Origin of the sequence: Vibrio sp. 10N.286.48.F5, assembly GCF_041469785.1 — a bacterium.
GTDB lineage: Bacteria > Pseudomonadota > Gammaproteobacteria > Enterobacterales > Vibrionaceae > Vibrio > Vibrio crassostreae_C.
In genome coordinates this window covers 128,750-155,669 of the sequence record NZ_JBFRLG010000006.1, presented here as the reverse complement: position 1 = coordinate 155,669, position 26,920 = coordinate 128,750, and the positions used below count along the sequence as shown (strand labels likewise).

Annotated in this window: 22 protein-coding genes; 8 read left to right on the top strand and 14 right to left on the bottom strand. The window is 44.5% G+C overall.

Annotated elements, in window-relative coordinates; genetic code table 11:
* Nucleotides 1-24 precede the first annotated feature (24 nt).
* Nucleotides 25-3,048 (top strand): HD domain-containing phosphohydrolase, encoded by a 3,024-nt coding sequence (locus AB4185_RS06645; protein WP_372135180.1) that lies wholly within the window; start codon nt 25-27, stop codon nt 3,046-3,048.
* Between the two features lie 42 nt (nt 3,049-3,090).
* Here AB4185_RS06645 and AB4185_RS06640 read toward each other — a convergent pair whose 3' ends face one another.
* Complete coding sequence (locus tag AB4185_RS06640) at nt 3,091-4,116, bottom strand: DMT family transporter (RefSeq protein WP_372135178.1); 1,026 nt, start codon at nt 4,114-4,116, stop codon at nt 3,091-3,093.
* Nucleotides 4,117-4,207: 91 nt separating this feature from the next.
* Between AB4185_RS06640 and AB4185_RS06635 the strand changes: the two genes are divergently transcribed.
* Together AB4185_RS06635 and AB4185_RS06630 are read left to right on the top strand one after the other, a co-directional pair.
* Nucleotides 4,208-5,155 (top strand): LysR substrate-binding domain-containing protein, encoded by a 948-nt coding sequence (locus AB4185_RS06635; protein WP_372135176.1) that lies wholly within the window; start codon nt 4,208-4,210, stop codon nt 5,153-5,155.
* A gap of 36 nt (nt 5,156-5,191) precedes the next feature.
* Complete coding sequence (locus tag AB4185_RS06630; protein WP_004730185.1) at nt 5,192-5,512, top strand: heavy metal-binding domain-containing protein; 321 nt, start codon at nt 5,192-5,194, stop codon at nt 5,510-5,512.
* Between the two features lie 217 nt (nt 5,513-5,729).
* Here AB4185_RS06630 and AB4185_RS06625 read toward each other — a convergent pair whose 3' ends face one another.
* A complete protein-coding gene (locus AB4185_RS06625; protein ID WP_372135174.1) occupies nt 5,730-6,995 on the bottom strand; it encodes a peptidoglycan DD-metalloendopeptidase family protein in 1,266 nt (421 codons plus the stop codon).
* A 161-nt stretch (nt 6,996-7,156) separates the two neighbouring features.
* The gene (locus AB4185_RS06620) at nt 7,157-7,996 is read right to left on the bottom strand and encodes a tetratricopeptide repeat protein (protein WP_372100092.1); all 840 of its coding nucleotides are present in this window, start codon (nt 7,994-7,996) and stop codon (nt 7,157-7,159) included.
* A 276-nt stretch (nt 7,997-8,272) separates the two neighbouring features.
* Between AB4185_RS06620 and AB4185_RS06615 the strand changes: the two genes are divergently transcribed.
* Nucleotides 8,273-8,788 carry a cytochrome b gene (locus tag AB4185_RS06615; RefSeq protein ID WP_082151303.1) on the top strand — a complete coding sequence of 172 codons (516 nt, stop codon included), beginning with the start codon at nt 8,273-8,275 and terminating at the stop codon, nt 8,786-8,788.
* A gap of 80 nt (nt 8,789-8,868) precedes the next feature.
* On the opposite strand, the gene AB4185_RS06610 is transcribed toward AB4185_RS06615, so the two are convergent.
* The 5 genes from AB4185_RS06610 to AB4185_RS06590 form a co-directional block, all read right to left on the bottom strand.
* Nucleotides 8,869-9,303: a hypothetical protein gene (locus tag AB4185_RS06610; protein ID WP_017064806.1), complete on the bottom strand. Its 435-nt coding sequence runs from the start codon at nt 9,301-9,303 to the stop codon at nt 8,869-8,871.
* A 116-nt stretch (nt 9,304-9,419) separates the two neighbouring features.
* Nucleotides 9,420-9,686 carry a hypothetical protein gene (locus AB4185_RS06605; RefSeq protein WP_017059525.1) on the bottom strand — a complete coding sequence of 89 codons (267 nt, stop codon included), beginning with the start codon at nt 9,684-9,686 and terminating at the stop codon, nt 9,420-9,422.
* A gap of 235 nt (nt 9,687-9,921) precedes the next feature.
* Complete coding sequence (locus tag AB4185_RS06600; protein WP_372100090.1) at nt 9,922-11,706, bottom strand: ABC transporter ATP-binding protein; 1,785 nt, start codon at nt 11,704-11,706, stop codon at nt 9,922-9,924.
* Nucleotides 11,700-13,463 carry an ABC transporter ATP-binding protein gene (locus tag AB4185_RS06595; protein WP_102332038.1) on the bottom strand — a complete coding sequence of 588 codons (1,764 nt, stop codon included), beginning with the start codon at nt 13,461-13,463 and terminating at the stop codon, nt 11,700-11,702. The genes AB4185_RS06600 and AB4185_RS06595 overlap by 7 nt, the downstream gene beginning before the upstream one ends.
* Nucleotides 13,464-13,691: 228 nt before the next feature.
* Complete coding sequence (locus tag AB4185_RS06590; RefSeq protein ID WP_017059522.1) at nt 13,692-14,210, bottom strand: NUDIX hydrolase; 519 nt, start codon at nt 14,208-14,210, stop codon at nt 13,692-13,694.
* Between the two features lie 302 nt (nt 14,211-14,512).
* On the opposite strand from AB4185_RS06590, the gene AB4185_RS06585 reads away from it, so the two are divergent.
* Nucleotides 14,513-14,773: a DUF333 domain-containing protein gene (locus AB4185_RS06585; protein WP_017059521.1), complete on the top strand. Its 261-nt coding sequence runs from the start codon at nt 14,513-14,515 to the stop codon at nt 14,771-14,773.
* Between the two features lie 130 nt (nt 14,774-14,903).
* On the opposite strand, the gene AB4185_RS06580 is transcribed toward AB4185_RS06585, so the two are convergent.
* A complete protein-coding gene (locus AB4185_RS06580) occupies nt 14,904-15,782 on the bottom strand; it encodes a YdcF family protein (protein ID WP_372135172.1) in 879 nt (292 codons plus the stop codon).
* A gap of 356 nt (nt 15,783-16,138) precedes the next feature.
* Here AB4185_RS06580 and AB4185_RS06575 point away from each other — a divergent pair, with 356 nt between their 5' ends.
* The 3 genes from AB4185_RS06575 to AB4185_RS06565 all read left to right on the top strand — a co-directional run bounded on the left by AB4185_RS06575 (nt 16,139) and on the right by AB4185_RS06565 (nt 20,386).
* On the top strand, nt 16,139-17,509 hold the full coding sequence (locus AB4185_RS06575) for an L-serine ammonia-lyase (protein ID WP_372135170.1): 1,371 nt from the start codon (nt 16,139-16,141) through the stop codon (nt 17,507-17,509).
* 415 nt (nt 17,510-17,924) lie between these two features.
* Nucleotides 17,925-19,403, top strand: a complete 1,479-nt coding sequence (locus tag AB4185_RS06570; RefSeq protein ID WP_069601584.1) for a peptide MFS transporter — start codon at nt 17,925-17,927, stop codon at nt 19,401-19,403.
* A gap of 200 nt (nt 19,404-19,603) precedes the next feature.
* Nucleotides 19,604-20,386, top strand: a complete 783-nt coding sequence (locus AB4185_RS06565) for a siderophore-interacting protein (protein ID WP_372058051.1) — start codon at nt 19,604-19,606, stop codon at nt 20,384-20,386.
* Nucleotides 20,387-20,520: 134 nt separating this feature from the next.
* Here the strand turns inward: AB4185_RS06565 and AB4185_RS06560 are convergent, their stop codons facing one another.
* The 5 genes from AB4185_RS06560 to AB4185_RS06540 all read right to left on the bottom strand — a co-directional run bounded on the left by AB4185_RS06560 (nt 20,521) and on the right by AB4185_RS06540 (nt 26,827).
* Nucleotides 20,521-21,423, bottom strand: a complete 903-nt coding sequence (locus tag AB4185_RS06560; protein ID WP_372135168.1) for a multidrug transporter — start codon at nt 21,421-21,423, stop codon at nt 20,521-20,523.
* Nucleotides 21,424-21,564: 141 nt separating this feature from the next.
* Nucleotides 21,565-22,269 carry a phosphonate utilization transcriptional regulator PhnR gene (gene phnR, locus AB4185_RS06555; protein WP_048609092.1) on the bottom strand — a complete coding sequence of 235 codons (705 nt, stop codon included), beginning with the start codon at nt 22,267-22,269 and terminating at the stop codon, nt 21,565-21,567.
* 68 nt (nt 22,270-22,337) lie between these two features.
* Nucleotides 22,338-24,047 carry a putative 2-aminoethylphosphonate ABC transporter permease subunit gene (locus AB4185_RS06550; protein ID WP_372135166.1) on the bottom strand — a complete coding sequence of 570 codons (1,710 nt, stop codon included), beginning with the start codon at nt 24,045-24,047 and terminating at the stop codon, nt 22,338-22,340.
* Nucleotides 24,048-24,068: 21 nt separating this feature from the next.
* Nucleotides 24,069-25,178 carry a putative 2-aminoethylphosphonate ABC transporter ATP-binding protein gene (locus tag AB4185_RS06545; protein WP_372135164.1) on the bottom strand — a complete coding sequence of 370 codons (1,110 nt, stop codon included), beginning with the start codon at nt 25,176-25,178 and terminating at the stop codon, nt 24,069-24,071.
* Nucleotides 25,179-25,405: 227 nt separating this feature from the next.
* Complete coding sequence (locus AB4185_RS06540; RefSeq protein ID WP_372135162.1) at nt 25,406-26,827, bottom strand: FAD-dependent oxidoreductase; 1,422 nt, start codon at nt 26,825-26,827, stop codon at nt 25,406-25,408.
* Between the last annotated feature and the right edge of the window lie 93 nt (nt 26,828-26,920).

Here is a 26,920-nt window from a genome sequence, read left to right as displayed (position 1 = left end):
CCAGTCTACAAACCGGAGTGTTAGATGAGAAGAAGACGATATCCGCTGAGTATCCACATCACTAGCCTTTTCCTAATTTTGACAACACTTGTCGGTGCGGTATTGATTTCGATAAGTTATCGGCACTCCCAAGAGCTGCTGCTAGGCACAGTGCGCGAGATCAGTAATGAGCACCGCGACAAACTGGAATCAGTATTTAAACAAGCCATTGCCCCTGTTATCACAACCTTAAATGTGATGGCGGTGAGCCCGTTTGTTGCTCATCAAGCTTCCGCTGTCGAAAAAGACTCTTGGCTTGCTTCGGTCGATATCATCTTCAAGCAAAACACCAATTTGGTCGCTCTATTTTATGGTTCTGAAGATGGTGACTTCAGAATCTTTCGTCCATTAAGCACCAATAAACAGAGAGCCGAAAACAGCGCGCCCGCTAAAGCGACCATGATGGTCAGCAGCACCAATCTAGACGGTGAAAACTTTATTACCTATCTTGATGGCGCACATCAAGTGATCAGTACTCGACAAGCAGAGAGTAAGTTCAACCCCACCACTCGTCCTTGGTTTCGTAACGCAAAGCCTGATGGCTCAATACAACTCTCTCAGCCCTATCTATTCTATTTCCTGCAAACCAATGGCATTACACTCTCTAGGCGTTCTGCCGATGGCAAGCATGTGGTTGGTGCCGACTTTACGTTGAGTTCCCTCTCTTCTCAGATCAGTGAATTAGCTTATTCTCCGCAAACCCGACTCGCCTTGTTCGATCAACATTTTAATCTTCTCGGTCAGCATCAACTTGAGCTATCAGTACCCAAGCCTGACTCCCAATCTGATGACACAAGTAAAACTGAGCAAACGAACAACCAAACGACGGGGAATCTCTCTGGCAGTGAGCAAGACCAAAGCTTCTTTAATGTGCCCAAACGTGAACAGATGGAAGCATTGAAAGCGTCCGTTATTGCGCCGCTTATCTCTGATGAAGAGAAGTTTAACCTCAATCTAAAAAACGTTGAGTACAACTTAAACACTTGGGCACTAACGCTAACGCCGGTTCAACTGACTCAAAATGTCACCTTATACTTGGCAGAAGCGACGCCACACAATGAGCTGCTCGCTGATCTTATCTCGATGCGAGACAAGCAAGTTGCGGTCGCGATTGGGATGTTGTTCATCTGCTTCGCTATCGTATGGTTTGTTGCTAATCGACTGTCTCAGCCGCTCAATACGCTGATGCAACTCACCGACAACATCGCTCGGTTCGACTTCAGGCGTACTCATTATCCCAAAAGCATGATTCAAGAAGTGGCTAACCTCGCCCACTCGATTGAGCTAATGGAACACACGCTTCATGATCTGATTACCCTACTTCGAGACACCGCCGGGAATCAGGAGTTTTCGATCTTAGCCAAGAACATTGCTCATCAAAGCTATTTAATTACCAAAGCAGAAACCATTGTCCTTTTCACTCAATCCAAAGAGAAAGACGTGTTTGATACGGCAGCCAACCTTGCCATTCTTCCTTTTAAGGCCGACATCAATGACTTCATCAAACACACGCCTTGGTTGCTGTGTCAGCTTAGATCTGGTGAGACGATCCATTTAAACAGAGAAGACAATGTTCTCAACTATTACCAAGATTCGATCTTCAATTCAGACCTGTACCTATTTCCACTATTAAACCGAGAGAAACTGTTGGTAGGGATTGTGGCAATTGGCTATGAGAGACCAATTACCAAGATGCAGGCAGACAAGCACGCCTTTTTAAGAGAGTTGCTCAGCTTTGCGGAAATAGCGAAAGACAACATCGACCAAATGCAGCAACAAAAAGACATGCTTAATGCCTTTATTGAGCTGATTGCATCGGCGATTGATACCAAGTCACCTTATACGGGCGGGCATTGCCAACGAGTGCCTGAGCTCACCAAATGGCTAACTCAAGCAACCATAGATGATGACCGCTATTACCCGCAATTCTCATTGGACAGTAAACAGTGGGAAGAGTTGATGCTCGCCGCTTGGCTTCATGACTGCGGCAAGGTGACCACGCCTGAATATGTGGTAGATAAGGCAACAAAACTGGAAACCATTTACGACCGAATCCACGAAGTGCGAATGCGTTTTGAGTTGTTGAAACAGCAAGCGGAAACCGATTACTGGAAAGCGATGGCGAACGGTGCACTACAAGAAGAACAACTCAAAATACTCGAACAAAGCCTGTCTGAACTGGATGAGGAGTTTGCCTTCGTTGCTGAGTGTAATCTTGGCGGCGAATCTATGACGGAAGAGCAGCTAGAACGCTTAGATCAAATAGCCAAACGCCAATGGAAACGTACACTGGATGATCAATTGGGTTTGTCTTGGTCTGAAAAAGAGAGATTTAACACCCAAAAAGAGTCGATTGAGAAAGAGAGAACTGAGCCAACAAGTCAGGAAAAGGGTTTGCCTGTCATGGAGCCTCTGCTTGCCGACAAACCGGAGCATAAAATACCTTGGGACAATGGCTTTAACCCTGCCGATGTATGGCAAGAAGCGTTTGTACTTAAGCCCGGAGAAGTTAAATACAACCAAGGTGAACTGCACAATTTGAAAGTACGCCGTGGTACGCTAAACGATGAAGAACGTTTCATGATCAACGATCATATTATCCAAACCTTCACCATGCTCAACAAGTTGCCTTACCCGCCTTACCTTCAAAACATTCCGGATATCGCCAGCGGACACCACGAACGTATCGACGGTAAGGGATACCCAAGAGGCTTAAACGAAGACCAGTTACCTCTGCCGTCGAGAGCAATGGCAATTGCTGATGTCTTTGAAGCGCTCACCTCTAGTGATCGCCCTTATAAGAAAGGTAAACTCTTAAGCGAATCACTCAACATCATGACCGACATGGCCACCAGCGGTCATATCGATCCCAAGTTGTATTTACTGTTTTTGGAAAACAAAATCTACGATAAATATGCTGAGCGATTCCTAGAAACAAACCAACGCTGCGAGATTGACCCGCACGAACACATCGACCGAGTAAAAGAGTACATACGCTCATTGTTCTAAGTTTTAAGCTAACCATTCAGAGGATAAGCCATAGCTCAATGGTTAGCTTTTAGCTGCCGAGTCCAATACCGCAACGTCCACTACAGTCGCTACAGCCATTGTGGTGTGCGGTTTCTGGTTGGCTTTCGCCTTGCTGTGTCTTTTTGCCAACAATGTATTGGTGATGCTCGCCACGACAATTAGGTTAATGCCAATCATCTGCTGTGTAGAAAACACATCATCAAAGAACAAGCCCTGCCAAAGCGCGCTAAACAGCATGTTAGTAAAAATCAGAGGTGCCAACTGGGAGCCACTGTCTGCAAGCTTATACGCCTTGGAACGGAAGATTTGGGTATTGATGGTAAACAGTGCAAGACCAAGTGATCCGAGAACAATCCAGCGTAAATCGTCAAAAGACAGCAACGCCGACAAGGTTCCTTTCTCTGCACTTTCAAGTACATCAGGCACCGCAGAAACAGAAGTAAACACCACCATTGGTATCACAATAATTGCCGCAACTAAAAAGGTCCACGCGTTAAGCTCTGCCGGAGTCAGGCTGGTTTTAGACGCTCGGTACAAACTCACTTGCGAGCCAGAATTAAATACCCCCGCGAGAAGCCCAAGCAGAAGCGCAGGTCTAAAGAACTCCGAACCCAACTCAAACTGCGACCAATCCCCCGCCATCATCACTACGCCAACAAAGGTGACAGCTAAACACACTATCGTCGTTGTATGAATCTTGGTTCTAAATATTAACTTTTCTAACAATGGAATAAACAGAGGCCCCGTACTGAACAACACAACCCCTTCAACAAGCGTTAAGGTTTGCAGTGAAGTAAGGAAACACCACTGACACGCCACCATAAAGATCGCCCGCATCACCAAAGGTTTCCACATTTCTCGTGTCGGCTTGCTGATTTTGTAAAAGGTCAGGAAAAGAAATAAAAACAGACTGGGTAACAAAAAACGCACAAAACTGAGTAACGAAGTGGGCATCACTTCAGATAGATACTTGGCCATCAAGCCACTTAAAGACAAACTGAACGTCGACAACAACATGAAAGTCGTCGCCTTGGTAATATCAGACATAATTATCACCTCCTATGACATCTATTTTAGAGGCGTGACGTAATGAAAAATAGCGAGTAATATTAACTATAACTGTAAGGAAAACTTACCAATGAAAAAACTCGTTCCGCTTAAATCCGTTTATGCTTTCATTGCTGTTGCTGAGACTGGCAGCATGACCGACGCCGCGCGGGTATTGTACGTCAGTCACTCTGCGGTAAGCCAAGCGATAAAGTCGTTAGAACAACTGGTCAACAAGCCTCTGTTTCAACGAGTCGGTCGTCGTGTTGTTCTTAATGCCGCAGGTAAGCGATATTACCGCAAAGTCGCGCCCGCACTTGAGCAAGTGATAGAGGCGACCGAAGAGCTTGCCAGAACGCCTAACGACCACCGCATTACCCTCAACATGGTCAATTCGCTCGCGATGCACTGGTGGATCCCACGAGTTCCCGACTTCCAAGCTTTCGCTCCCTCACTTGATATCCGTATTTCGACGCTAACTGGCCCTTTCGATATTGAACAGGAAGGGGTCGATGTTGCGCTCGTACATGGCAAGCCCAATGAGTGGGAGCAATATTACAGCGAGAAACTGGCCGACGATGATCTGGTCTTGGTGTGCAGCCCTACTCTATTAAAAAACCAGACCGGATTGAGCGTCGAGCAACTCGTCAAACAAAACCCGACCATTGGCGTTTTTAACCTCAGGCGGCAACACGACTGGCAAGTGTGGTGCGACAATTACCAAATTCCACTGCCCACATTCCATAGCAATCTGACGTTCGATGTCTCCATTCAAGCGGTGCAAGCTTCAACTCGTTCGTTAGGCGTACTAGTAACGCATCGCTTGTTTGTGAAAGATGATATCAGCCATGGGATGCTTGTCGAATTGGGTAAACCGGTTGCTAACCCGCACCAAGATTTTTACTTTGTTTGCCCAAAAAACAAATTAAAACAAGAAAGTGTGCTAAAACTGAGAACATGGTTAAGACATGAATTCACACGCTCAGAGACAGCACTGAACGATGACATTCAAGAGCAAGACCAAACTATCAATCAATAAGCGAGTGACAGCTCAGCAAGCTTACAAGAGGCCATTATGATTATTACCACCACACAATCAGTCGAAGGCAAGCGCATTGTCGATTACAAAGGGGTTATTGCCGGAGAAGCCATTCTAGGGGTGAACGTTTTCAAAGATATGTTTTCAGGAATTCGTGACTTTGTGGGTGGACGTTCTGGCACCTACGAGAAAGAATTAGAAAAAGCACGCAACTACGCATTCAAAGAGTTGGAGCAAAAAGCGATTGAAGCGGGTGCCAACGCGGTGGTAGGTGTCGATATAGATTATGAAGTATTAGGGACGGGTAATGGCATGTTGATGGTATCAGCGAGCGGCACGGCGGTTGTCGTCGCTTAATCGCCTAGTCGCTCAATCGCTTGGTCACTTAGTCACTTAGTCACTTAGTCACTTAGTCACTTAGTCACTTAAGATCTCAACACATGAGCACTTGGGCACATAAGATGTTGAGCACTTAATCTATTAAGCTATTGAGCAATCAGGCAGCCTAATGAAAACTCGTTCCAACCCTTTGATGACTAGCCACCAAAGGGTTAGAACAGTTATAAGCTGATACTTAGCTTGATGTTACTCGTGCAACCTTTTGCCCGGAGAGCATGTCATCAAACGAGGCAACTCTCGCCAAGAATGCACCTTTATTTTCAGGTAAGATAGAACTTGCTAAAGGTAAGTTCGCTTTCATCGAATCCACCGCTCTTCCACGCACCAGCACTTCAAAATGCAAATGCGGCCCGGTTACGCGACCAGTCGTGCCAGACAACGCAATTTTCTGCCCACGCTTAACCTGTTGCCCCTTCTTAACCAAGAATCGGCTCAAGTGCAGATAGCGAGTTTTGTAAACACTGTTATGTTCAATCACTATGTATTTCCCCGCATACGGGTGGTTACGAATAGCAATAACTCGACCATCACCGGTTGAATAAACTGGCGACCCTACGGGTGTTGCGAAGTCAGTACCATTATGCGGAGATATACGTCCGGTCACTGGGTGCTTACGGTACGGGTTAAATGGCGAAGTAATTCTTCGGAATTGTTTGTCTATTGGGTAGCGATTGAACGCTTGCTCAAGGCTATTACCCTCTCTGTCGTAGAAGCGTCCATCTGGAGCAAGAAACGCGGCCACTTCCTTACCTCGTAACGTAATCGATATGCCTTGGATCTCCGTTTTTCCTGTTAGATGGTCGCCTGTGTATTGCTCATTGACCAACACATTAAACTCATCGCCCGCTCTTAACTGCTTTGAGAAGTTAATCTTGTCTCTTAACGTTCGAGTAATATTGGCTATCTGGGCGGTTGTTAATCCCGCTTTGTATGCTGACGTTGAAAAACTGCCATGAACGGTGCCCTTATAGAGCTTTTCTTTCCATTCGCCAGGCATTTCATGGAATTGGTAATTAAAGCTTCCATCATCATTTTTAGTGAAGACAGCTTGCTCTACGAGACTTTCATGGAAAATCAGCTCTACGAGTTGTTTAGAGTCACTATCCAAAAGCAACTCTAGGTGATCGCCAGGCTTTATTGTATCGAGCTTCAAAGACTCAAGATCCGCTTCCATGACTTTTTGAACTGTCTCATAAGGCAGATTCCATGACTCGAATATGTTACTGAGGGTATCGCCAACTTTCACAAAATAATGGACCTTAACCAAAGAGTTGGGAGTCGCTTGCGAGTCGATGACTTCCTTATCATTAGGTTGAGAACCTTGGTAAGGTGTTATTTTGATAGAGATTTCTGGTGCTGGTTTGGAGTGAAAAGAGAGCAAAGCAGCAAGGGAAAATGCGCTGATCGCAGTAACGATCAGACCAATACGGAGGAACTTCATAAAATACTTAGCGGTTATAACGAGGAACTTAGAAAGTGTTATAACATAACAATTAAATCAAAAAAATAAATGAAATGTAAGAAACCATAGCGCGATAGGTGTGAAAGTATGGTGAGCATGCAAAGCCCACCACCTTAGTTAACACGGATCTTTACCTCATATTACTCTTCACGAAGTACTTCGAAGCGTTCTAAGCCTCGCAGCATCTCAAAGTCCGGCTCTTCAGTTAGCAGCTCTCTCATGGACCCACTGGCTTCAATAGCGCGCTCTAAGTCATCGATAGCTTGACCTTCTGCCCCTAATCGAGCATAGGCGCAAGCACGTTGATACAAGGCATGAGCATTTTGGTCATCGACTTCTAATACACGGTTACAAAGACTCATTGCCCAGTGGTATTCCTGTATATCCATAGCAGCGTCAGCTTTGGCAGTAAGTGCTTCTAAATCTCCAGGACGAACCTTCAGTATTTCATCGTAGATTTCAATTTTTTGCTCTGCCGTTTGTGCGTTCTGTGCTCTCAACCATAGGTTATGAATCTCATTGATAATTTCAATTTCGCGGTTGTTGTCGGAAATGATTCTGGTCTTGCGCTTAAGATCCCGTTCAAGAACATTAAACTTCTTCTCATAGTCTTGAGCGATAGAATTAAGTCGCTTATCAGCCATGTCTTGAGTTGTGTGTTTAAGCTCTTTGATGGATTGCCAACCCACCAGCGCGATAAGAGAGGCCACACCAGCAATAATGTAGAAGAAGTAGGTTACGGTTACATTGGCGTAATTCAGAGACTTGTCTGCCACAGTCAGTTCCCGGTCAGTCATCTGAATGGTCAAGCGTCTTTCAAGATCCTGCTGTTCCATTCGAAGCTGCTTCAACTCATCCAAGATATAGCGTTCCATCAGCGGTCTATCCAAATACTCTTGTTCCGAGTACTTAACCTCTTCGCTTGCAAAACTCATCGTGCTGAACACCGAGATAACTGCAACCAATAAGATTCGAAGCATTATACATTCCTTATATGTTTATATTTAGACTAACTGTATCTCGTAATAGGCATACAAGCTAGGAAGTCGACAAGTTTGCTATGTCCATATTGGAATTAACACTCTAAAACATCATTGATAATTATAAAACACCTGAAGCAACATCATTAATTTCTAAATTATAAAAATACCGCGTAATACTGTTCTATATGATTAATTCGCGATGCGAATATACCGAAAAATGGTTTATTGCATCGAGATGAATCTTATATTAATAACGATCAGAACGAGGTTAATTTGAATAATCCACGATACGATTTAGTAAGCCGTGTACTGCACTGGGTAATGGCTTCTGTAATCATCTATGCAACAATCGCAGGGTATGTGATGCACTATGTCACCAGTCATCCAGAGCTGTTTTCTTTTCTGTCAGTGCTCAACATGTCATTGGCGACCGTTGCGACGCCACTGCTTGTGGTTCGTTATATCTGGAGCCACTTTCGCTCGTCGCCAAGCATGCCAACCTCTGTGCCTGAAGGGCAAAAATGCGTTGCCAAGCTTGCACACTCTTTGATGTATCTTGTGATGTTTATGGTTTTCAGCACCGGCTACTTAATGCTAAAAGAACCGTACTCTTTATTTTGGTTAGTGAGCGTAAATAATCTAATTACCGACTCTGCAATCAACGGCTTCTTTTTCTATTTACATCGTGCCAGTTGTATTGCCCTAGCCTGTTTAATTGTGCTGCATATCAGTGCCGCACTTAAACATCACTTTGTCTCTAGGAACTATGTATTGAAGATGATGCTCTAGATTCAAAGAATTCAAGACAATTTGCACAAACAACAAAAAAGCCATAGCATGTTCGCTATGGCTTTCTTATTTCAATTTGATTACTTGGTTTGAGTATCAATCATCACTTGCCAGTATTCACATTTAGCCAAGAACTCTTTTAAATAAAGCTCTGGGTTAGCAAGTTTCTCACCGCCTTTAACATCAGCACCAGTCACACGCCAAAAGCCACGAGTGACCAAGTTTCGATGATAAATAAAATCGTTGAGTTCATTAGCCTTCAAAGGAAGTTGTTCACCAAACGTATTTTCGTAGCGGCTCAGAGTCGAGGCTTGTTCACTTGGCTTCTCCCTTAAAAAGGTATCCAAATCCAAACCTAATGACTGTTGCTGCTCTTTTGATAGGGCTTTAGCTAATTTAGAGATCACACTGAACAGAGCCAACTCAACTTTTTGAGACGCTAATAACGATGCACCTAAAAGTGCATGTTCGTTGGAAATATGTTGTTCTGTTGATGAAACGGTTGCTGTTGTCACTGTGTTAACCTCAAATAATCATAACGGGTGTTACTGAACTGGATAGAGTCTTTTCACTAAGCTGAATCTTATTCTTGTTATTAAGAAGAATCTTGCAGCTAAGCAGAGCCTTTCGACTAAGCAGAATCTTTTAGCAGAACACGGTCAGCATCAATAATGGTGAAGCCTGATGCATCTTCATTCTTTTCGACTTGCACTAAACCTTTAAAACCAATCTGCGACAGCTTCTTCGCAAGTTGATCTGGTGCTGTTTCAAAAACAACATTCATAAAAGGTAAAGACTCAGCATCAACAAAACCATGCTCGTTAAACAGTTCCATTGCTTGAGATAAATGGTCTGAGTCGGTTAATTCGATAATTTCTACAACTTCTTCCAACAACATTTTCGATTCCATATTCGCCAGAAAGTGACTGACACAAGCCGGTTCTTTTTGCTTGCATACATCCCGATGCCCTAAGACACCCCTTTAGTAGTAGGGAGATCATAACATATTAATAATCGTAAAATATGTTTTATTTTCCCTAAGCTACTGGGAATACTAGAAAAGAATAGAAATTGGTGAAACATAAGCAACACCAATTCATAGTATCGATAACGGTAAACCTGATTTGAGGTGATCAGGCAACCGTTACTTGAGAATCGCCCGTTTCTACAATCGATTCTTGTAACAAGCCAGCATAAATACCATTGTGTGCCACCAGCTGTTGATGATTACCTTGCTCAACAATTTCACCCTTTTCCAACACCAAAATCGTATCTGAGTGACGAACGGTACTCAAACGGTGTGCAATCGCAATCACGGTTTTTTCCTTGAAAAGGCGCTGCATTGCTTTTTGAATCAGGTCTTCAGTGATTGAATCTACCGAACTGGTCGCCTCATCAAGCATCATCAATTGACCACCCTGTGCAACCGCTCGAGCGAACGAGATAAGCTGCGTTTGCCCTACAGACAAGTTAGAGCCGTTCTTTTCCAAGTGGAAGTCATAACCTTGTGGCAATTGTTCAATAAACTTATCGGCATAAACATAGCGCGCCGCCTGTTCAACCTCAGTTCTAGATAGATGCGTTTTGCCCAGCGCGATATTGAATTGGATGGTCTCTTCAAATAAGTGCACGTCTTGCATCATCATTGAGAACAAATGAGCAGAGTCTTCACTTGAGATCTGTGACAGCTCTATTCCATTCAACAAAATGCTGCCTTCATAGTCTTGGTAGGCTTTAGAGATCAGACGCAGAATCGTCGACTTGCCCGAGCCCGTCGAACCCACAAGCGCGATTTGATGCCCTTTCTCCAATACAAACGAGACATTCTTTAGAACGTAGGGAGAGTCGTCTTTGTAGCGGAAGCTTACGTTCTTAAACTCTAGGCTCACAAACTGTTCAAGCTGCTTCTCAACCTTGTTAGATGACAACAGGTTGCGCCCTTCTTCTTCAGTCGGCTCAACAAACAGCTCTTCAATATGGTCAAACGCTGCAAATGAACTCTGAATCGAAGCGATCTGCGAAGTAAAGTCACGAATCGGAACAAACACTTTCTCTAAGGTGTTGATGAACGCAATCAGCACACCCAAGGTGAGCGCCCCTTCTAACACTTGCTCAGAGCCATACCAGATCATAATCGCGATAGTGATGGAGGTGATGCCAGAGATAAACGAGAACAAAATCGCATCGTATTTATTGATCTTCTTCTGCGCTCTTAAAAACTCATCGGTATAGCCTTGGTAGCGTTGCTCGACTTGCTCTTCCGCTCGGTACATCTGAACGGTTTTCATGCCAAATAAGACTTCTTGTAAAAAGCCAATACCGCGAGCGAGAGAAGAACGAGTCACCTTATAGAGAGCACGAAGTCGGTTTCTCACATACACCGTCAAATACATCACTGGCGGCATAATGATCAATACAATCATCGTTAACTGCCAATCAATGAAGAACATCATCACCAACAGAGCAATGGTATTGATGCTGTCTTTAACTAGCCCGACAACCGACTGAACAAACGTCTCGCCGATGGTTTCCAAATCACTGGTTAATCGTGAAAGCGTTACGCCAATCGGTGTGTTATCAAAATAGCTGCGTGGCAGTTTGAGCACGCGAGCAAACAACACTGAGCGCATGTCAGTTATCGTGTATTGCCCAGTTTTACGAAGGTTGTACGAATAGGTGGTATCCACCACATAACTCGCCACCAGCACGGCAACGAGATAGAAGACGTATTCGAGCAGACCATCCATATCCCCATGACTCAGGTGAACATCGATCACTTGAATGATCAGCCAAGGGAACAACAAGCTCGTGATGACAGAAAGAGGAAGCATAGCGATGCCCAGAATCGCAGAGCCTTTGTATTTCTTAGCAAACTTAAAAAAGTGCTTGAGGTATTTGAGATCAACACCTTTTAACATGCTGCTGCCTCCGTTTCATTCTGCTGTAGTTGCCATGTATCGTAATAGTAATCACAGGTTTTCAATAACGTGGCGTGGTCGCCCTTCGCGATCACTTTACCTTCGTTCAACACGATGACTTCATCCATATATTCAAGGGCATTAACGCGGTGTGAAACCACAAGAACCGATTGATTTTCCAAACGTTTAAACAAACCTTCCAAGATCTTACGTTCTGTTTCATAGTCGACAGCCGATAGAACGTTATCCATGATGATCAGGTCGGTGGGTTGCAATAAAGCACGCGCAATACTTAAGCGCTGCTTCTGACCACCTGACAACATGATCCCTTTCTCACCGACTAAGGTTTGATCGCCGTGTTCAAAACGTGTCACATCACTAGCCAACTGGCTGAGCTCTAGCACTTCATCAACCTGACTCTTTGCCAAATCGGTATCTAGGCTACCAAAGCGGATATTGTCTTCGACGGTTGCTGAAAACAGGTAAGGGTCTTGAGTCACGGTTTTCACGTAACGGCGTAAGTCACTGCGTGAGAAGCTAGTGACATCTCTTTCACCAAGGAAAACAGAACCTTGTGGTACATCCAAGTGGTGGTTTAAGCAGTTCACTAATGTCGTTTTACCCGCTCCGATCCCGCCTAACACACCCACTTTCTTACCTGTTGGAATATCAAAGCTGATGTCATCGAGAATCACGCGTTCTTCACCTGAATAGCTGAAGCTGAGGTTGCGAACAGAAAACGTTTTTCCCTTCAGTGATTCAACATCTAGTTCAGTCAGCTTATCTTCATCAAGCTCCGGGACTTTGGCATTAAGAATGGTTTGTGCACTTTGAATACCTACCATGCCACGCTGATAAATGGTCGCGATTCTGCCAAGTTGCATCAATGGCATAGCGAGCAAAACCGAGTAAGTCAGAAAGGCGGTAATCTCACCAAGTGTGAGTTCCTGTCTCATTAACATGTAGCCACCAAGCCCAAGAATGATGATTTTCATCAGGTCATTGGCGTAGTCGAGTACCGGCATAAAGAAGACTTGAATGCGTGTAATTTTAAGGCGGCATTCAAGCAATAACTGGTTCAGCTTTTCAGTTTCGGCTTTCACCCAAGGTGACATCTGCTGGCTCTTAATGAGATCAATCCCAGACAGGTAACTCATTAGCTGAGCAGACAGGTTTTGTAGACGCTTCATGTGCTCTAAATGCAGTATTTTCATACGCTTGAAGCCCACACGGAAAATCACAAAAGCGATTGAGATAGGAATGATCGAATAAAGCGTTAATTCTGGTGAGATACGCCACATGTAAAGAGGCGTCAACGACAACGCAAGCAAGGCATTGAAGAACTGCAAGAAGCCGACACCAAACAGCAGTCGAATGCCACTAAGGTCATTGTTGATAATCGAGATCAGTCGACCCGAAGCAAAGCGTTCGTGAAAGCTGCTCGGTAAGCGATTCAACTTTTGTAGAAGTGTACTTTTAAGTGCGGCCTCTGTAATTCGCCCCGGATTAAGCGCATAGATACGAGACAGAATTCTCACCACCACCATGGCAACCGACATCCCGACCACAATCCAAACATAGGTTTGAAGCTGTTGGTGGCCAGTTGAAGAGGCATCATCAATCAAATCTATCGCCAATTGGATATAGCGAGGGATCTCTACTTGTAACCAGTTGACGAGAAAGATGAACACAATCGCCAATAAGTACGAGGTGCGATTCATGCGCAGATAATGGGCAATAAACTGTCTTTTATTCATAGTATTCTTTGTTTAGGGCAGGCTCACAGCGAGATTTAACGATATAACCGGGCAGTTAAGCTAGATAGGTTCATCGCTGAGGTAAAGATACATCAAAAACACCTAGTTGACAATATCAACCATATTCAATAATTAGTTTCGGGTATTAAGTTTTAGCATTGCTAGAAACAACTTTGCCGCCAAAAGTGGCGGCAAATAAATAGCTTAGCAGGCTAGTATTGATAACGGCTAAAGCATCTCTTTGGCAATCAAATGCAGCAAAAAGGTTTCACGTTCAATACTCATGCCCTTCTTAGGGCTCTCTGCCATGGTCTTTTCGTTATGAGCGATCGCTTCATGGATATTCATCCACACCGGTTTCATCCCATTTTTCACTTCATAATCTTCGTAAGCCGTTTCACCAAGCTCACGATCGATCTTGCATGAGTAGCAGTAAGAAATCATGTGCATCATGTCTGCATCATCTTTGTACCAAGGACGAAACTCTTCAAAAATGCCGAACGGCTTGATGCTATGGATATTCTTCGCGCCAGTCTCTTCTTCGAGTTCACGAACCATACCTGCGATCACATCTTCCCCTTCATCCAAACCACCACCAGGAATGGTGTAGTCGTGATAACGCTCTGTATACAGCATCAGAATGTCTTCACCATCTAACACAATGGCACGGGCAGCGTTGCGCTTATAGACCGTTTTATTGTCTAGATGGTCGATATCAGGATGGATGGTTGTTTTTAGGTGTCTCATGATTCTGACTGCTCTACTGAATTTGGCGGCATCATATCATAATCATCAATAGATTCGAGGTTCACAACCGCTAACCAGAACGGAGCGGACGGGGATATTCCTACGGTAACTTGAATCCACTTAGCTTGATCTAACACTCAAAAAGTCGTTAAACATGAAGAAATATCAACCTATTTCAATATCTTGACCAAATTAGGACAACCTTTTCTGAAATCTAAAATATACTAATTTCATAGAGCTTCTCATTTGGTTCTGTAGAACTTAACGCATTCGATTATAGAGTTATCACGTAGGAGATAGACATGAAGAAAATTGGTTTGATGGCTGTATGTGCCGTTGTATTAGGCGGTTGTGCAAACGACTATGCAGAATATAGCGAGGGCCAACGTGTTTCAGTCGCTAACCCAGCAGCGGTTTATTGTGTTCAACAAGACGGTGAATTAGACACGGTTACTGAAAACAATCAGCGTACAACTTACTGTGTATTCGATGACGGCGAGCGCATTGAACAGTGGGAGTACTACCGCAATAACCATGAGCAAGATTCAGAAAACCAAAGTTAATCACTGTAAAAAAACACATGAGCCTTCTGGCACAATGTTATGGGCGATGATTACGTTCTAGCGGTTAAAAACATCGCTGAAGAAGGCACTGAACTTCTAGCTTTTGGCATCACGAGAAAGAAATAATCACCTATCGCCACCAGCGATGTGTGTGATCCGATTCCGGATCTAAATAACGATTCAATAAAGTCAGGTTAGTATCTAGTAGAGCTAGGTATTCCCTGACTTTTTTTACATCGGTACCCACTGAAGTCTGCTGGATACAGCGCTCCAATGCTGGGAGTAAACTGTCCACAATGTCAAAGTCAGATGAACGTCCAACGAGCTCTTTGGCAGTGATCAATGCTTCCAAAGACAGTCTTTCTGGCTCTCGTCTAACCAACTCTAAATCTCGCTTAAATGCGCCCGCACAAACACCTTCAAGATAAACTCGGTAGGTCGTCAGTACGTCCATCAACAGAAACAATTGCCCCTGAGCACTTTGATGTGGGTATGGCACCGCAACATGAGCCTCCAACCTGCGATCTATTTGCTGCTCTACCCCAAGTGCGGAACACTTCTCGATGAGAACTTTAAGCAAACCTTGCTCGCCCATGAGCGATTGAATCTCGAATATACGTTGTAAATGGTAGTCATTCGAAACGAATGTCACTTGCACACTTTGCCCGCGAGTAAACAGCCCGCTTGCAATCAACTCTGAGGCCAAGTTCTGTATGTTCTCGACAGTGTTGGTCGAGTGCTGCTCGAGCAAAATCGCCCCTAAAGAAAACGGATGTTCACGCTGCTTTTCAAGCTTTCTAAAGTACTGGTGCATCGCGTCGGCTTCAGACAGTGTTTGCCCTTTTGTTAGCCCACCACAAAATGCTACCGCAGTTTGCTGATTCGACTCTTCTACCAAAGGCTCCGCCAGATACTCAACCAAAGCATCAACTCGACTGATTCCTTCATCAGTCAATTTATTCTCATTAAGTCGCTTACCCAGCACAATAAGGAGGTGATTAATGCTCATTTTATGTTCAAGTCTCGTTTTGGGGATTAGATGGAGTGAATTATGTATACAATACTTGTTAACAAAAGTATTTTGAAATTCTTATATGTTGCTCGCAATAATGCTCACTATTGATAGCGACATCTTAGGTAATACAAGAATAAACGTGTCGCTTTACAGCAAACATAGCACGCTCTTGTATTTCATCGCTCTATGCTTGTTAGCACTAGTCGATAAAAGAGCCCTTTCAATCAATGAATACGCTCTATCGCATAACTGTTTCACCCACAGAACAGGTTCACTCAAAGAAGTGCAACTAACCAAATACAAATTTTACACAGAGTTCGTCCATCGAACCGTCTTCACAGGAAGTTACTATGCTGTCTATTTTTGATATCTACAAAATTGGGGTTGGACCATCCAGCTCCCACACAAATGGACCAATGATCGCTGGGTTTAACTTTACCCAAAAAATTGATGCTCAGCTTAAGCAAGTGAAGCGTATTCAAATCGACTTATACGGCTCGTTATCATTGACGGGTATTGGTCACCACACAGACAGAGCGACCTTGTTAGGTTTGCTAGGTAACCGCCCCGACACCATTAAAATCACCAGTGCTAACCAAGCAATGCGTAAGGCGATTGAAGATAAATCTCTATTGGTTAGCGGTAACCATGAAATTTATTTCGATGTAGAAAACGATCTGCTCTTCCACAAGACCAACCTTCCGCTGCATGAAAATGGTATGACTATCTCTGCCTTTAACGAAAGCGGCAGCCTTCTGGATATGGAAACCTACTACTCGATTGGTGGTGGCTTTATCGCAACCGCTGATGAGCTACAAAACGGCAAACAGGAAGCAGAAACTCAAGTTGAGTTCCCTTTCTCTTCTGCTGATCAGTTGCTTGAACTATCCGAACAACAAGGACTGAGCCTTGGTGGCTTAATTCTACGTAACGAAGTTTCATTCCAAGGTATGGATGTGATTGACCAGAAAGCCGACCAAATTTGGAAGGTGATGTCTCTGTGTATGCAGCGTGGCTTTGACACGGAAGGCATCCTTGATGGCGGCCTAGAAGTCACTCGTCGAGCACCTGCTCTGCTTAAAAAGCTTGAAGCGAATGCCTCGATTGAAAACGATCCAATGGAGATCATGGATTGGATTAACCTATTTGCCTTTGCCGTGAGTGAAGAGAATGCAGCGGGCGGTCAGGTCGTGACATCACCGACCAACGGTGCGGCTGGGGTTATTCCTGCGGTATTGATGTACTACCATCGTTTCATCAAGGAGCTAGACACCAAGCAGCTTAAAGACTTCTTGGCAGTCTCTGGCGCAATCGGCATCTTATACAAAACCAACGCTTCGATTTCTGGCGCAGAGGTAGGTTGTCAGGGTGAAGTCGGCGTTTCTTCATCAATGGCCGCAGCAGGCCTAACTGCCCTACGTGGTGGTAGCAACGAACAGATTTGTATTGCCGCTGAGATCGCGATGGAACACTCACTGGGCATGACATGCGATCCGATCGGTGGCCTTGTTCAGGTGCCATGTATCGAACGTAACGCAATGGGTGCAATGAAAGCGATCAATGCATCGCGCATGGCGTTGAAACGTACCAGCAAGTGTCTTATCTCGTTAGACAAGGTTATCGAGACCATGTATCAAACAGGTAAAGACATGAACAAGAAGTACCGTGAAACTTCTCTAGGCGGCCTAGCCGTGATCCACATGGCACCACCTTGTGAATAAAAGACAGGAACACGAGTGGAGAAAGCCTCTATAGAGACAGCATGCTTGTAAACTTAGTTTTCAATATCTCAACAAAGCCAGCCACCAAGCTGGCTTTTTTATTGGCTAAAGCCCAACAGCTAATTGAAAGTGATACTCACTCAAAATAACTTACAGAATGACTACCTCTAACTTTCCCTTTATTAGTTCATTACTTAGCCACAAATGATGATGGCTAAATTTCATACCGCCATGCATCCACTTGCAAAATCTAACGTTGCAAATCTCATTCATGAGAAATATGAATGCACTCATAAGAAAAGATATATCGAGTATAGTTCTGTTTGGGACAGATGTTTCAGTTTATGTATTACTACTAATGATATTATAATCGGGTAATTACACTACATATTAATACAAACGTGAGAATAAAATAATGTGGAATAGATTAAACAAATCAATGATGTTCTGCCAAATGATGTTCGGACTTTCGTTCTATGGCGTCATGGTGATCTTGACTCGTTTCTTCCTTGAAGATCTGAACTACAATGAAGCCGACACCATGATGGTTGTTGGTGCTTTCTCTGCAATCGGACCGCTATTTGCTATCGCAGGTGGCTTTATCGCCGACAAGTTTTTAGGCGCTTACCGATCTTTAACCATTGCCTTCCTAGGGTTCGCAAGTGGTTACGTTCTACTGGTACTTGGTGCAGCAGCAACCAATGTTCCGATGGCATTATGTGGTATTGCGTTAGCAAGTTATGCACGTGGTTTGATGTCCCCTTCTTACCCAAGTCTTTACAAACGCACGTTCAAAACTCAAGAAGATTTTGAGAACTGCTACCCAATCAACTACTCAGTAAACAATATTGGTGCTCTGTTAGGCCAATACCTGTTCCCAATGCTAGTACTTGTTGTTGGTTTCCACGGTGGTTTCCTTCTTTCAGCGGTTCTAGCCGGTGCTGCGCTTCTGATGATGATCTTTGTTCGCAAAGGCCTTGTTGAAGCAAGTGCTGAAATCGACCAAAAACCAGTAAGCACTAAAAACTGGGCAGCGTTCCTTGGTCTTTCTGCCGCTATGATTGGCTTGGTATTCTTCATGTTCTCGAACATGGATATTGGCCAAAACATCGTATACGCAATTGGCGGTGCAGCAATCGTCTACTTTGTTTCTTTGATGTTGAAATCGAAGAAATCAGACATGCTGAAAATGGGCACTATTTTAATCATCACATTCCTGACGACATGTTTCTTCGTGTACTACGGTCAGATGATGACTTCGATGACAATGGTAGCGATCAACACAATGCGTGGCGATCTATTTGGTTTTATCCCTGTTGCACCTGAAGCTTCAATGGCAATGAACCCACTATGGTGTATGGTTGCTGGTCCTATCATCGCGGGTATCTTCTCTAGCCTAGAAAAGAAAAACATTAACTTCTCAACTGCAACCAAAGTCGGTTTCTCTTTCATCCTTACGGCTATCGCTTTCGGTATCCTTACGATGGCAGTAACGACAGTGGGTGACGATGTTCTGATCCGCCCAGAAGTCTTCCTAGCGATTCACTTCTTCCTAGCATTCGGTGAAGTGATTGTAGGTTCAATGGTTGTAGCCTTCATCCTGTCTGTTGCACCTAAGCACATTGAAAACTTCTCAGTAAGCTTGTTCTCTGTTGCTATCGCACTATCAGGCATTGTTGGCGCGGTATTCTCAACGTCTATTGCACTAGAGAAAGGTCAAGAGATCACACAAGAGATCGTGCAAACGGTTTACGGTGATTACTTCCAAATGCTGACTGTTCTTGCCGTCGTGATGGTAGGTATCGCAATGGCAGCATCGTTCATTATTCGTAAGATGCTAGAAGCTGCGAAAGCCGCTGAAGAAACGATTGAACTAGAGCAAGCAAACAGCTAATTCTGTTCGCTGAGTCAAACCAATCCTAAGAGCCCTTTAGTTTTCTAAAGGACTCTTTTTTGTAGGATCCGTTTCTCAATAGGATCTGTCGTATAAGTTAGGTAGTACATGTGTAAACAAAAGTAAATGATAACTATTAGTATTGAGTGTTTTTTAGTTCAGGATTATGATGTGGAAATCCAAATCTAAGAGAGCCTTATATGAGCAAGCCTAGCCCTATCACATTAACCGTTACTCAAACCTCAACAATTACTCCAAACATGCAGCGCATAACGCTTAGCGGTGAGGGATTAAGTAAATACCCAACAGAATGTGCCGGCGGCTACATCAAGCTTTTATTCTCGCCACTTGGCACGACTGATTTAAGCCAGCTAAACGAAGGTGAGCGCCCAACCATGCGTACCTACACCATTCATCAGTACAATCCTGTAGAGCAGTGGATTGAAGTCGATTTCGTTCGTCACATCACTAAAGATTTGCAGTGTGGCTTTGCTGCAAGGTGGGCAATGAACGCGAAAGTGGGTGACACTATTTCAGTGGCTGGTCCTGGTTTAATTCAGGGGCTTAACCTAGAGTCAGACTGGTTCTTCTTAGTTGCAGACATGACGTCCCTACCTGCGCTTTCTGCAAAAGTAAAAACGCTCCCAGAAACAGCAACTGGTCACGCTATCATTCAGATCAACTCAGCAGCAGATAAGCAGGTACTTGAGACTCCTCAAGGTATCAAAGTAACCTGGTTGATTGAAGATGAAACCTCAGAGTCACTTTCACAAACCGTGCGCAACACAGAATGGTTAGAAGGTCAGGTTTCAATATGGACAGCGTGTGAATTTGAAAGCATGCGTGAGCTAAGACAATACTTCCGCAACGAAAAAGAAGTCGCGAAAGAGAACATCTACATCAGCAGCTACTGGAAACGTGGTGTCACTGAAGATGGCCACAAAGTGTTGAAACAGCAAGATGCTCAAGATTTAGCGGGGTAAGTCTTTTACTACCTACAGCTTCTTACTAAATAAAGAGAAAACGCCCTTAACGAAGTTTGTTTCGCTAAGGGCGTTTTTTCATTTAACTTAATAGAGATACCTATTCACAAATCCCCAATCACTCAGGCGATCTTTTAAGTCAATGAGATAACTAAGCCAGCAATAATTAGAGAGACGCCTACACCGCGAGTCGCGTGCCACTTTTCCTTTAAAAAGTAGAACCCCATCACTACGCCGAAGATGATACTTACTTGCCTAAGTGCCACAACCAAGCTGACGTTCTCTGTCATAGTCATCGCAAATAACACCAAACCATAAGTCGAAGCCATCATAATGCCTGCAAGCGTGGCTTTCTTTCGCAGTATCCAAGCATTAGTAAACTCGATTCTTTGGTTGGTTACGAATAACCAAACACTCAACGGAATCACAATTGCCCAGAACTGGATACCTAGGTAGAAAATCGCGGTGTGCTTGTTAGTTATAACTGGTGTGCTCAAAGGATCGAGTAACAAAAGCGCTTCTTTATCAATGATGGAATAGCCCGTGGTACCAATGGCCGCGATCAACGCCCACAGTACGCCAAGGTTGAGATACGCTTTTAACCTAAGATCTGAAAACTTCTTAAGTGGTACAAACAAACAACCCAAGGTAATCAAGGTGAACCCAAACCATTGATTGGGTGACAGCTCATAGCCTATCAACACCGTGCCTAAACCCACCATCAACACGGGCAGTGCTCTTGCCATTGGGTAAATCACCCCAATATCGGCCTGTTTATATGCAGCACCTAGCCCAATTAGATAAACAATTTGGCAAATCCCACTCAACAAAACCAATTGCCAAAATGGAAATGAGATGTTTGAAAATCCAACGTTATCAACATACCAAATTAGGTAAGGAGTCAAGATCGCGGCAGCGGCAAAGCCAGAAGCAAGGAAAAAAGACGACCCCGAACCTTGATTAGATTTACCTAGAACATTCCAACCCGCATGAAGCAAAGCCGAAATTATCACGATGACGATGGCAGAAAATTCCATTTCATTCCTAACTTATTAACTGACGTATAAAAGCCGTCGCTGAAAACGGGGGATAAAAAAGGCCTCTTGGTAAGAGACCTTTGATCGATTCAATTGGGCAAGCCCACAGAGTTACAGATATGTACACGTTCTAAGGTATGACTAGCGCTCTAGCTGCGCGATTGACTCGATACTGATCGCGTCATGACGCCAATACTCAATATCGCAGTCAATCAAGTCGCCGTTTTGGTTGTAGTTCACACGCTCTACGACCATTGCAGGAGAGCCAGAAGTCGCACGTAGGGCTTGCGCTGTCTCGCCAAGTAAAGACGTTGTGCTCACTCGGTAACGGATCTTCTGATACACCACACCAAAGTGTTCGCGGTAGATGTCCGTCAACGATTTAGACAAGTCGTAGTCAAGTAAGTTAGGGAACAACTCAGGTCGAATGTAGTTGGTCACATACACAACCGGCCTATCTTCAAGATAACGAACTCTGTCTACTCGATAAACGTCCGAGAAAGGTTGTAACTCAAGAAGCCGAGTCGCCTCCTTGGTTGCTAACATTCCTTTCGCCGCCACCAACTCTGTTTTCGGCTTACGATTCTGCGATAGAGCCATATTGGTGAAGTTCAGCGTTTGTGTTGGATCGTAACGAAGCGGCTCGGGAGAGATAAACCAACCACGTCGGTCTTCTCGATAAATGCGCCCTTCCGCTTCAAGTGAAGACAAGGCTTCGCGTAAGGTAACTCGAGTCGTATCGAACGATTCAGCCAGTTTACGCTCAGCAGGCAGTTTCTGTCGCGGCGTTAACATCCCCGACTCTATCTGCTCTACGATGACATCTTTGATTTTTACGTACTGCACTTCATTTCCTTTTATTCTTGTTCTTGTCGTCAGCCACTCCTTGGCCAACTGCAATATAAAATGGTTTGCTAGCGTTTACGCCAAGCTTGGGTGCGCTTCTCGAATAACTTATTGATTAACATATGAATCAACTTCGCGCTCGCTGCCGATATCATAATCATCACCGCCATGGCAGCTGCTGCACCCGTTTGCCCCGCGTCGTCCATATTCAGTACTGAAACTGACGCAGGTATCGTATCGATAGAATACAAGAATACTACCGCAGATGTCGTGGTAAGTGCATTAATAAACAGGTATGTCGCAATATCTAAAATCGCCGGCAGACAAACAGGTACCGTCACCTTAAAGAACAGCTTGTATTGCGGTAAGTTTACCGAAGCCGCTGTTGCTTCAATTTCGGAAGGCAGTTGTTTCAATGCCGTTAACGCCGTCATGTGCCCTACCGTGTAGTAGTGAACCACGGTATTAATCACCAAGAACGCCATCGTGCCATACAAGAAGTTAAGTGGGTTACTCAAATCATTGAAGTAGAAGATGTACCCCAAACCCAGCACCATACCCGGAACTGCCATAGGAACAACACTGAGCATTTGCATCGCTTGACGGACAGGACCGAAGGCGCGGCCTTTCTCAATGCAGTATGCGCCTAGGAAAATCAGAACAGTACCAATTATCGCAGTCCAAGCACCAAGCGTTAACGAGTTGAAGAATGGCGCCCAACCATAGGTACTCATTTCTGCAAAGTTATAGTTGTTTAGCGTCAGCGCTTTGTTCCAAGGCCAGAAGGTGACCATCGAACCGTATATCGCCATGCCCAACACGATAACCACAGCAGCAGAGATGATGGTGCAATAAAGGAAACATAAGCCATCACGCAGAGAGCTAGGTTCAGGTTGGTACGCGACAGAACGAGTATCAAACAAGCTCTTCTGTTTCTTTTGAACCCAGCGGTCAACGGTAAACGCAAGCAACGCAGGCAATAGCAGTAAGATACTGGTTACCGCACCCATAGAGAAGTTCTGTTGACCAACCACCTGCTTAAAGATGTCAGTCGATAACACGTTGTAGCTACCACCGATCACCTTTGGCACACCAAAGTCACAAACCACCAGCGTAAACACAACGATCAGGGTGCTGATCAAGCCGTATTTTGCCGCAGGTAACGTCACCATGAAAAAGGTTTTTAACGATGAAGTATTGAGTGCACGTGCTGCCTCATAAAGGCGAGCGTCAGAGGTTCTTAATGAGGTGGTCAGAATCATCAAGGCGTGTGGAAACGTCCAGAATATCAAGCCCAGTGAGATACCAATCAAGCCATAAACCGAGTTGCCACCTAAGACTTCTTTAGCGATACCTTGGTTACCAAATAGGAAGATAAGACTGATTGCAGGAAGCAGTGACGGAGCAAGAATAGGCGCAGAACCCAGCACTTGAAAAAGCCCCTTAAAAGGCATGCATGAACGAGTTAGCGCATAGGCATAACCAAACGCCAAGACGCCCACGACAACTGTCACTAGCAACCCAAGCGTGAAGGTATTGCCTACCGACTGCCATAAGCTTTGAGACGCAAAATACGTTGCGAAATTCTCTAAGCCTACAAATTCGCCATCTGCGTTCTGAACACTCTTTTTCAACATCGCCCACAGTGGCATCAGGATAAACAACGTCATGACCACAGACAAAAAGGCCAACAGCCCAAACAGAATTACGTTGTCTTTGCTTAACCGAGCCAGAAAAGGTTGTACTCGTCGTTGAATTAGCAGCTTAGATTGCATCATTTGAGTCGATTCCATGATTGTTTACGCCGCCTCGTCTTTCATCACTTGCAGGCTTTTCGATGGGTAAGCTCTAAGGCCTTCTTGATCAAACGCCACGTAACGAATATCACTGCGACGCAGCTTCAATCGGTTGAACTCTTTGACGGGTACATCAACGATGATCTCTTTCGCCGTTGAGTCATGTTGCAATTGGCACTCAATACGATAAAACGCCCCTAAGAATTCGCTTGATACGATTCTCACTGGCAAGGATTCACTAAAACGATCAACAAACTGGATTTGCTCTGGACGAACGGCAATATCGAAAACATCACCCAGATTTGGCGTGAGATTATCTAAGCCAGGTAACGGCAGCATTGACTCAGCAATGCGCATCTTGCCTTGAGCCGCAACAGAAGCTTGGATAAAGTTCATGCTGCCAACAAACTCAGCAACAAAACGACTGACGGGTTTTTGGTAGATCTCTTGAGGAGCACCGACCTGCTCGATAACACCATGATTCATCACGACAATACGGTCTGCCATCGTTAACGCTTCATCTTGGTCGTGCGTCACCATAATAGTGGTGATACCCAGCTTGCGTTGCAGTTGGCAGATCTCATCACGTAGGTGTGTTCTTACCTTCGCGTCCAACGCAGAAAGTGGTTCGTCGAGTAGCAACAAGCCTGGAGATAACGCCAATGCGCGAGCCAGAGCAACACGCTGCTGCTGTCCACCAGATAGCTGATTTGGATATTTCTGACCAGACGTTGATAAGCCGATGGTTTCTAACCAAGACTCAACCGTCTCAAGGGCTTCTTTGGTCGACATGCCTTGGTTTTTCAGACCAATCGCAATATTTTCTTCCACAGTGAGATTTGGAAACAAAGCGTAAGACTGGAACACGATGCCAAAGTCGCGCTTTTCTGGTGGCAAGAAGGTCGTATCATTACCGTTCTGCTCAATAGAACCTGACGTTGGTAAGTCTAGGCCTGCAATCGCACGTAATAAGGTGGTTTTTCCACAGCCAGATGGGCCAAGGAAGCAGACGAACTCGCCTTTATCTATCGATAGGGAGATGTCTTTTAACGCTGTAAATTGGCCAAATTGCTTTACAACGTTTTCAATATTCAAATAAGTTTGGTTGCTCATACTACAGCACTCTCTATATGGTATATACCAAATTTAAACTGGGAATATTGCAGTTGAGTGACAAATTTATAGTAGCTAAATGACAGTTATATTGCAGATATAATAAGCATTAAGGATTGCTATTTGTTCAGCATTAACAGTTCGTTCAACGTTGAAAGCCCTCAGTGACTTGCCCATAAATCACTGAGAGCCTTAATGTAAACTTCTAATTTAAACGCAAGATTAATCTATGATTCAACCTTGTCGGCTTTGCCCGCCGCACCTGCGAGTTTGGATAACTGTTTATCTAGCCACAATGGCGTGCTACCCGAATCTTCCGCGTTATCTTTTCTTCGTACCGCATCACGCACTATCATCGCACCTACCCAACGGAATGGCTCTGGCGGGAAGTGTCCTAATGGGCCTTTAGTTAAACCGCTTCGCGTCCAAGCATTGTCGATATCGAGTACCATTGCTGACAAAATCTTCCCGCCCATACGGGTTTGAGCAACGCCATTTCCAGAGTAACCAAGCCCATAATAGATGTTGCTTTGGCCTTTTAGATTACCGAAAAATGGCAATCCGGTGACCGAACGATCTGAGCCGCCAGACCAGTTGTAATCGAATTCACTTTGTTCCAATTTAGGGAACAATTTTTGGAACGATTGATTGAGAATCGGTAGGTAGTTAGTCGTTTGGTTGAACATGCTTTCAACCTGATTCGCAAACGAGAATTTATTGCCGCCTTTGCCCAACATGAGTCGTCCGTCCTGGGTATCTCGGTAGTAGTGGACAAAGATACGCGAATCTACCACCGCCGCCCCTTTCTCTGGGCCAAATTGCTTGAGCTTTTCCGGAATGGGCTTGGTCACCACCATATCTGAAGAGACAACCACAATGCTGCGTTTGAACTCTTTGAAGTGATCGAGCATCCACGCATTGAGTGCCAAAATCACTTTATCCGCAAATACTGACCCGCCTTTGGTTTGAATTCGAGCGGGAGAGCCATAGTCGAGTGATGTCATTTCTGTGTTTTCGTGAATTTCGACACCCAATTCGATCGCAACGCGGCGTAAGCCTCTCGCCAATAACGCTGGCTGCACACTACCCGCAGCTTCTGAGTAGTAACCCTCAATGTGGCGTTCAGATCCCGCTTTATCAGCCAAAGAATTGTCGCACTTCTTCCAGCTATTGATACCCTGCTTAACCAGCTCATTAACAACAGGCTCCATTCCACCCTTTTGCGCTTCATTGGTCGCCGTGTAGTAAGTACCGCTTCGATATAGATGCGCGTCAATCTTGTGTTCGTTACAGAAGGCTTCAATCTCGTATATAACCTTTTCCGATTCCTTAACCAACCATTTCGCTTGTTCTTTTCCGTAGAGCTTTTTCAGCGTCGGATACTTAGTTGACCACGTCAGCATGCAACCGCCGTTCGCACCAGAAGCACCGCTACCACATAGGCCTTTTTCAATCACGACAACATGCTTTTCGGGTTGCTGTTGTTTGATTAAAATCGCCGTCCATAAACCCGTATAGCCACCGCCAACAATGGCGATATCACAGTTGACGTCTTTTTGGAGCGACTTCGCCGAATCTAGCCCCTCATTGATGTTGCCAAACTCTTGTTCTAACGCTTGCTTGAACCAATATGAGTAGTGCTTTGTCATTTGTTGTACCTTACTTAAAACCTAAAGGCGTAAAACTAAAAAAGGAAGACCGAAGCCTTCCTTTACTGATCTCTAACTTCTAATGAGCTGCAT

Coding starts and splice junctions, on each gene's coding strand:
- AB4185_RS06645 (WP_372135180.1), top strand. CDS start 25: ATGAGAAGAAGACGATATCCGCTGAGTATCCACATCACTAGCCTTTTC.
- AB4185_RS06640 (WP_372135178.1), bottom strand. CDS start 4,116: ATGTCTGATATTACCAAGGCGACGACTTTCATGTTGTTGTCGACGTTC.
- AB4185_RS06635 (WP_372135176.1), top strand. CDS start 4,208: ATGAAAAAACTCGTTCCGCTTAAATCCGTTTATGCTTTCATTGCTGTT.
- AB4185_RS06630 (WP_004730185.1), top strand. CDS start 5,192: ATGATTATTACCACCACACAATCAGTCGAAGGCAAGCGCATTGTCGAT.
- AB4185_RS06625 (WP_372135174.1), bottom strand. CDS start 6,995: ATGAAGTTCCTCCGTATTGGTCTGATCGTTACTGCGATCAGCGCATTT.
- AB4185_RS06620 (WP_372100092.1), bottom strand. CDS start 7,996: ATGCTTCGAATCTTATTGGTTGCAGTTATCTCGGTGTTCAGCACGATG.
- AB4185_RS06605 (WP_017059525.1), bottom strand. CDS start 9,686: ATGTTGTTGGAAGAAGTTGTAGAAATTATCGAATTAACCGACTCAGAC.
- AB4185_RS06600 (WP_372100090.1), bottom strand. CDS start 11,706: ATGTTAAAAGGTGTTGATCTCAAATACCTCAAGCACTTTTTTAAGTTT.
- AB4185_RS06595 (WP_102332038.1), bottom strand. CDS start 13,463: ATGAATAAAAGACAGTTTATTGCCCATTATCTGCGCATGAATCGCACC.
- AB4185_RS06590 (WP_017059522.1), bottom strand. CDS start 14,210: ATGAGACACCTAAAAACAACCATCCATCCTGATATCGACCATCTAGAC.
- AB4185_RS06585 (WP_017059521.1), top strand. CDS start 14,513: ATGAAGAAAATTGGTTTGATGGCTGTATGTGCCGTTGTATTAGGCGGT.
- AB4185_RS06580 (WP_372135172.1), bottom strand. CDS start 15,782: ATGAGCATTAATCACCTCCTTATTGTGCTGGGTAAGCGACTTAATGAG.
- AB4185_RS06575 (WP_372135170.1), top strand. CDS start 16,139: ATGCTGTCTATTTTTGATATCTACAAAATTGGGGTTGGACCATCCAGC.
- AB4185_RS06570 (WP_069601584.1), top strand. CDS start 17,925: ATGTGGAATAGATTAAACAAATCAATGATGTTCTGCCAAATGATGTTC.
- AB4185_RS06565 (WP_372058051.1), top strand. CDS start 19,604: ATGAGCAAGCCTAGCCCTATCACATTAACCGTTACTCAAACCTCAACA.
- AB4185_RS06560 (WP_372135168.1), bottom strand. CDS start 21,423: ATGGAATTTTCTGCCATCGTCATCGTGATAATTTCGGCTTTGCTTCAT.
- AB4185_RS06550 (WP_372135166.1), bottom strand. CDS start 24,047: ATGATGCAATCTAAGCTGCTAATTCAACGACGAGTACAACCTTTTCTG.
- AB4185_RS06545 (WP_372135164.1), bottom strand. CDS start 25,178: ATGAGCAACCAAACTTATTTGAATATTGAAAACGTTGTAAAGCAATTT.
- AB4185_RS06540 (WP_372135162.1), bottom strand. CDS start 26,827: ATGACAAAGCACTACTCATATTGGTTCAAGCAAGCGTTAGAACAAGAG.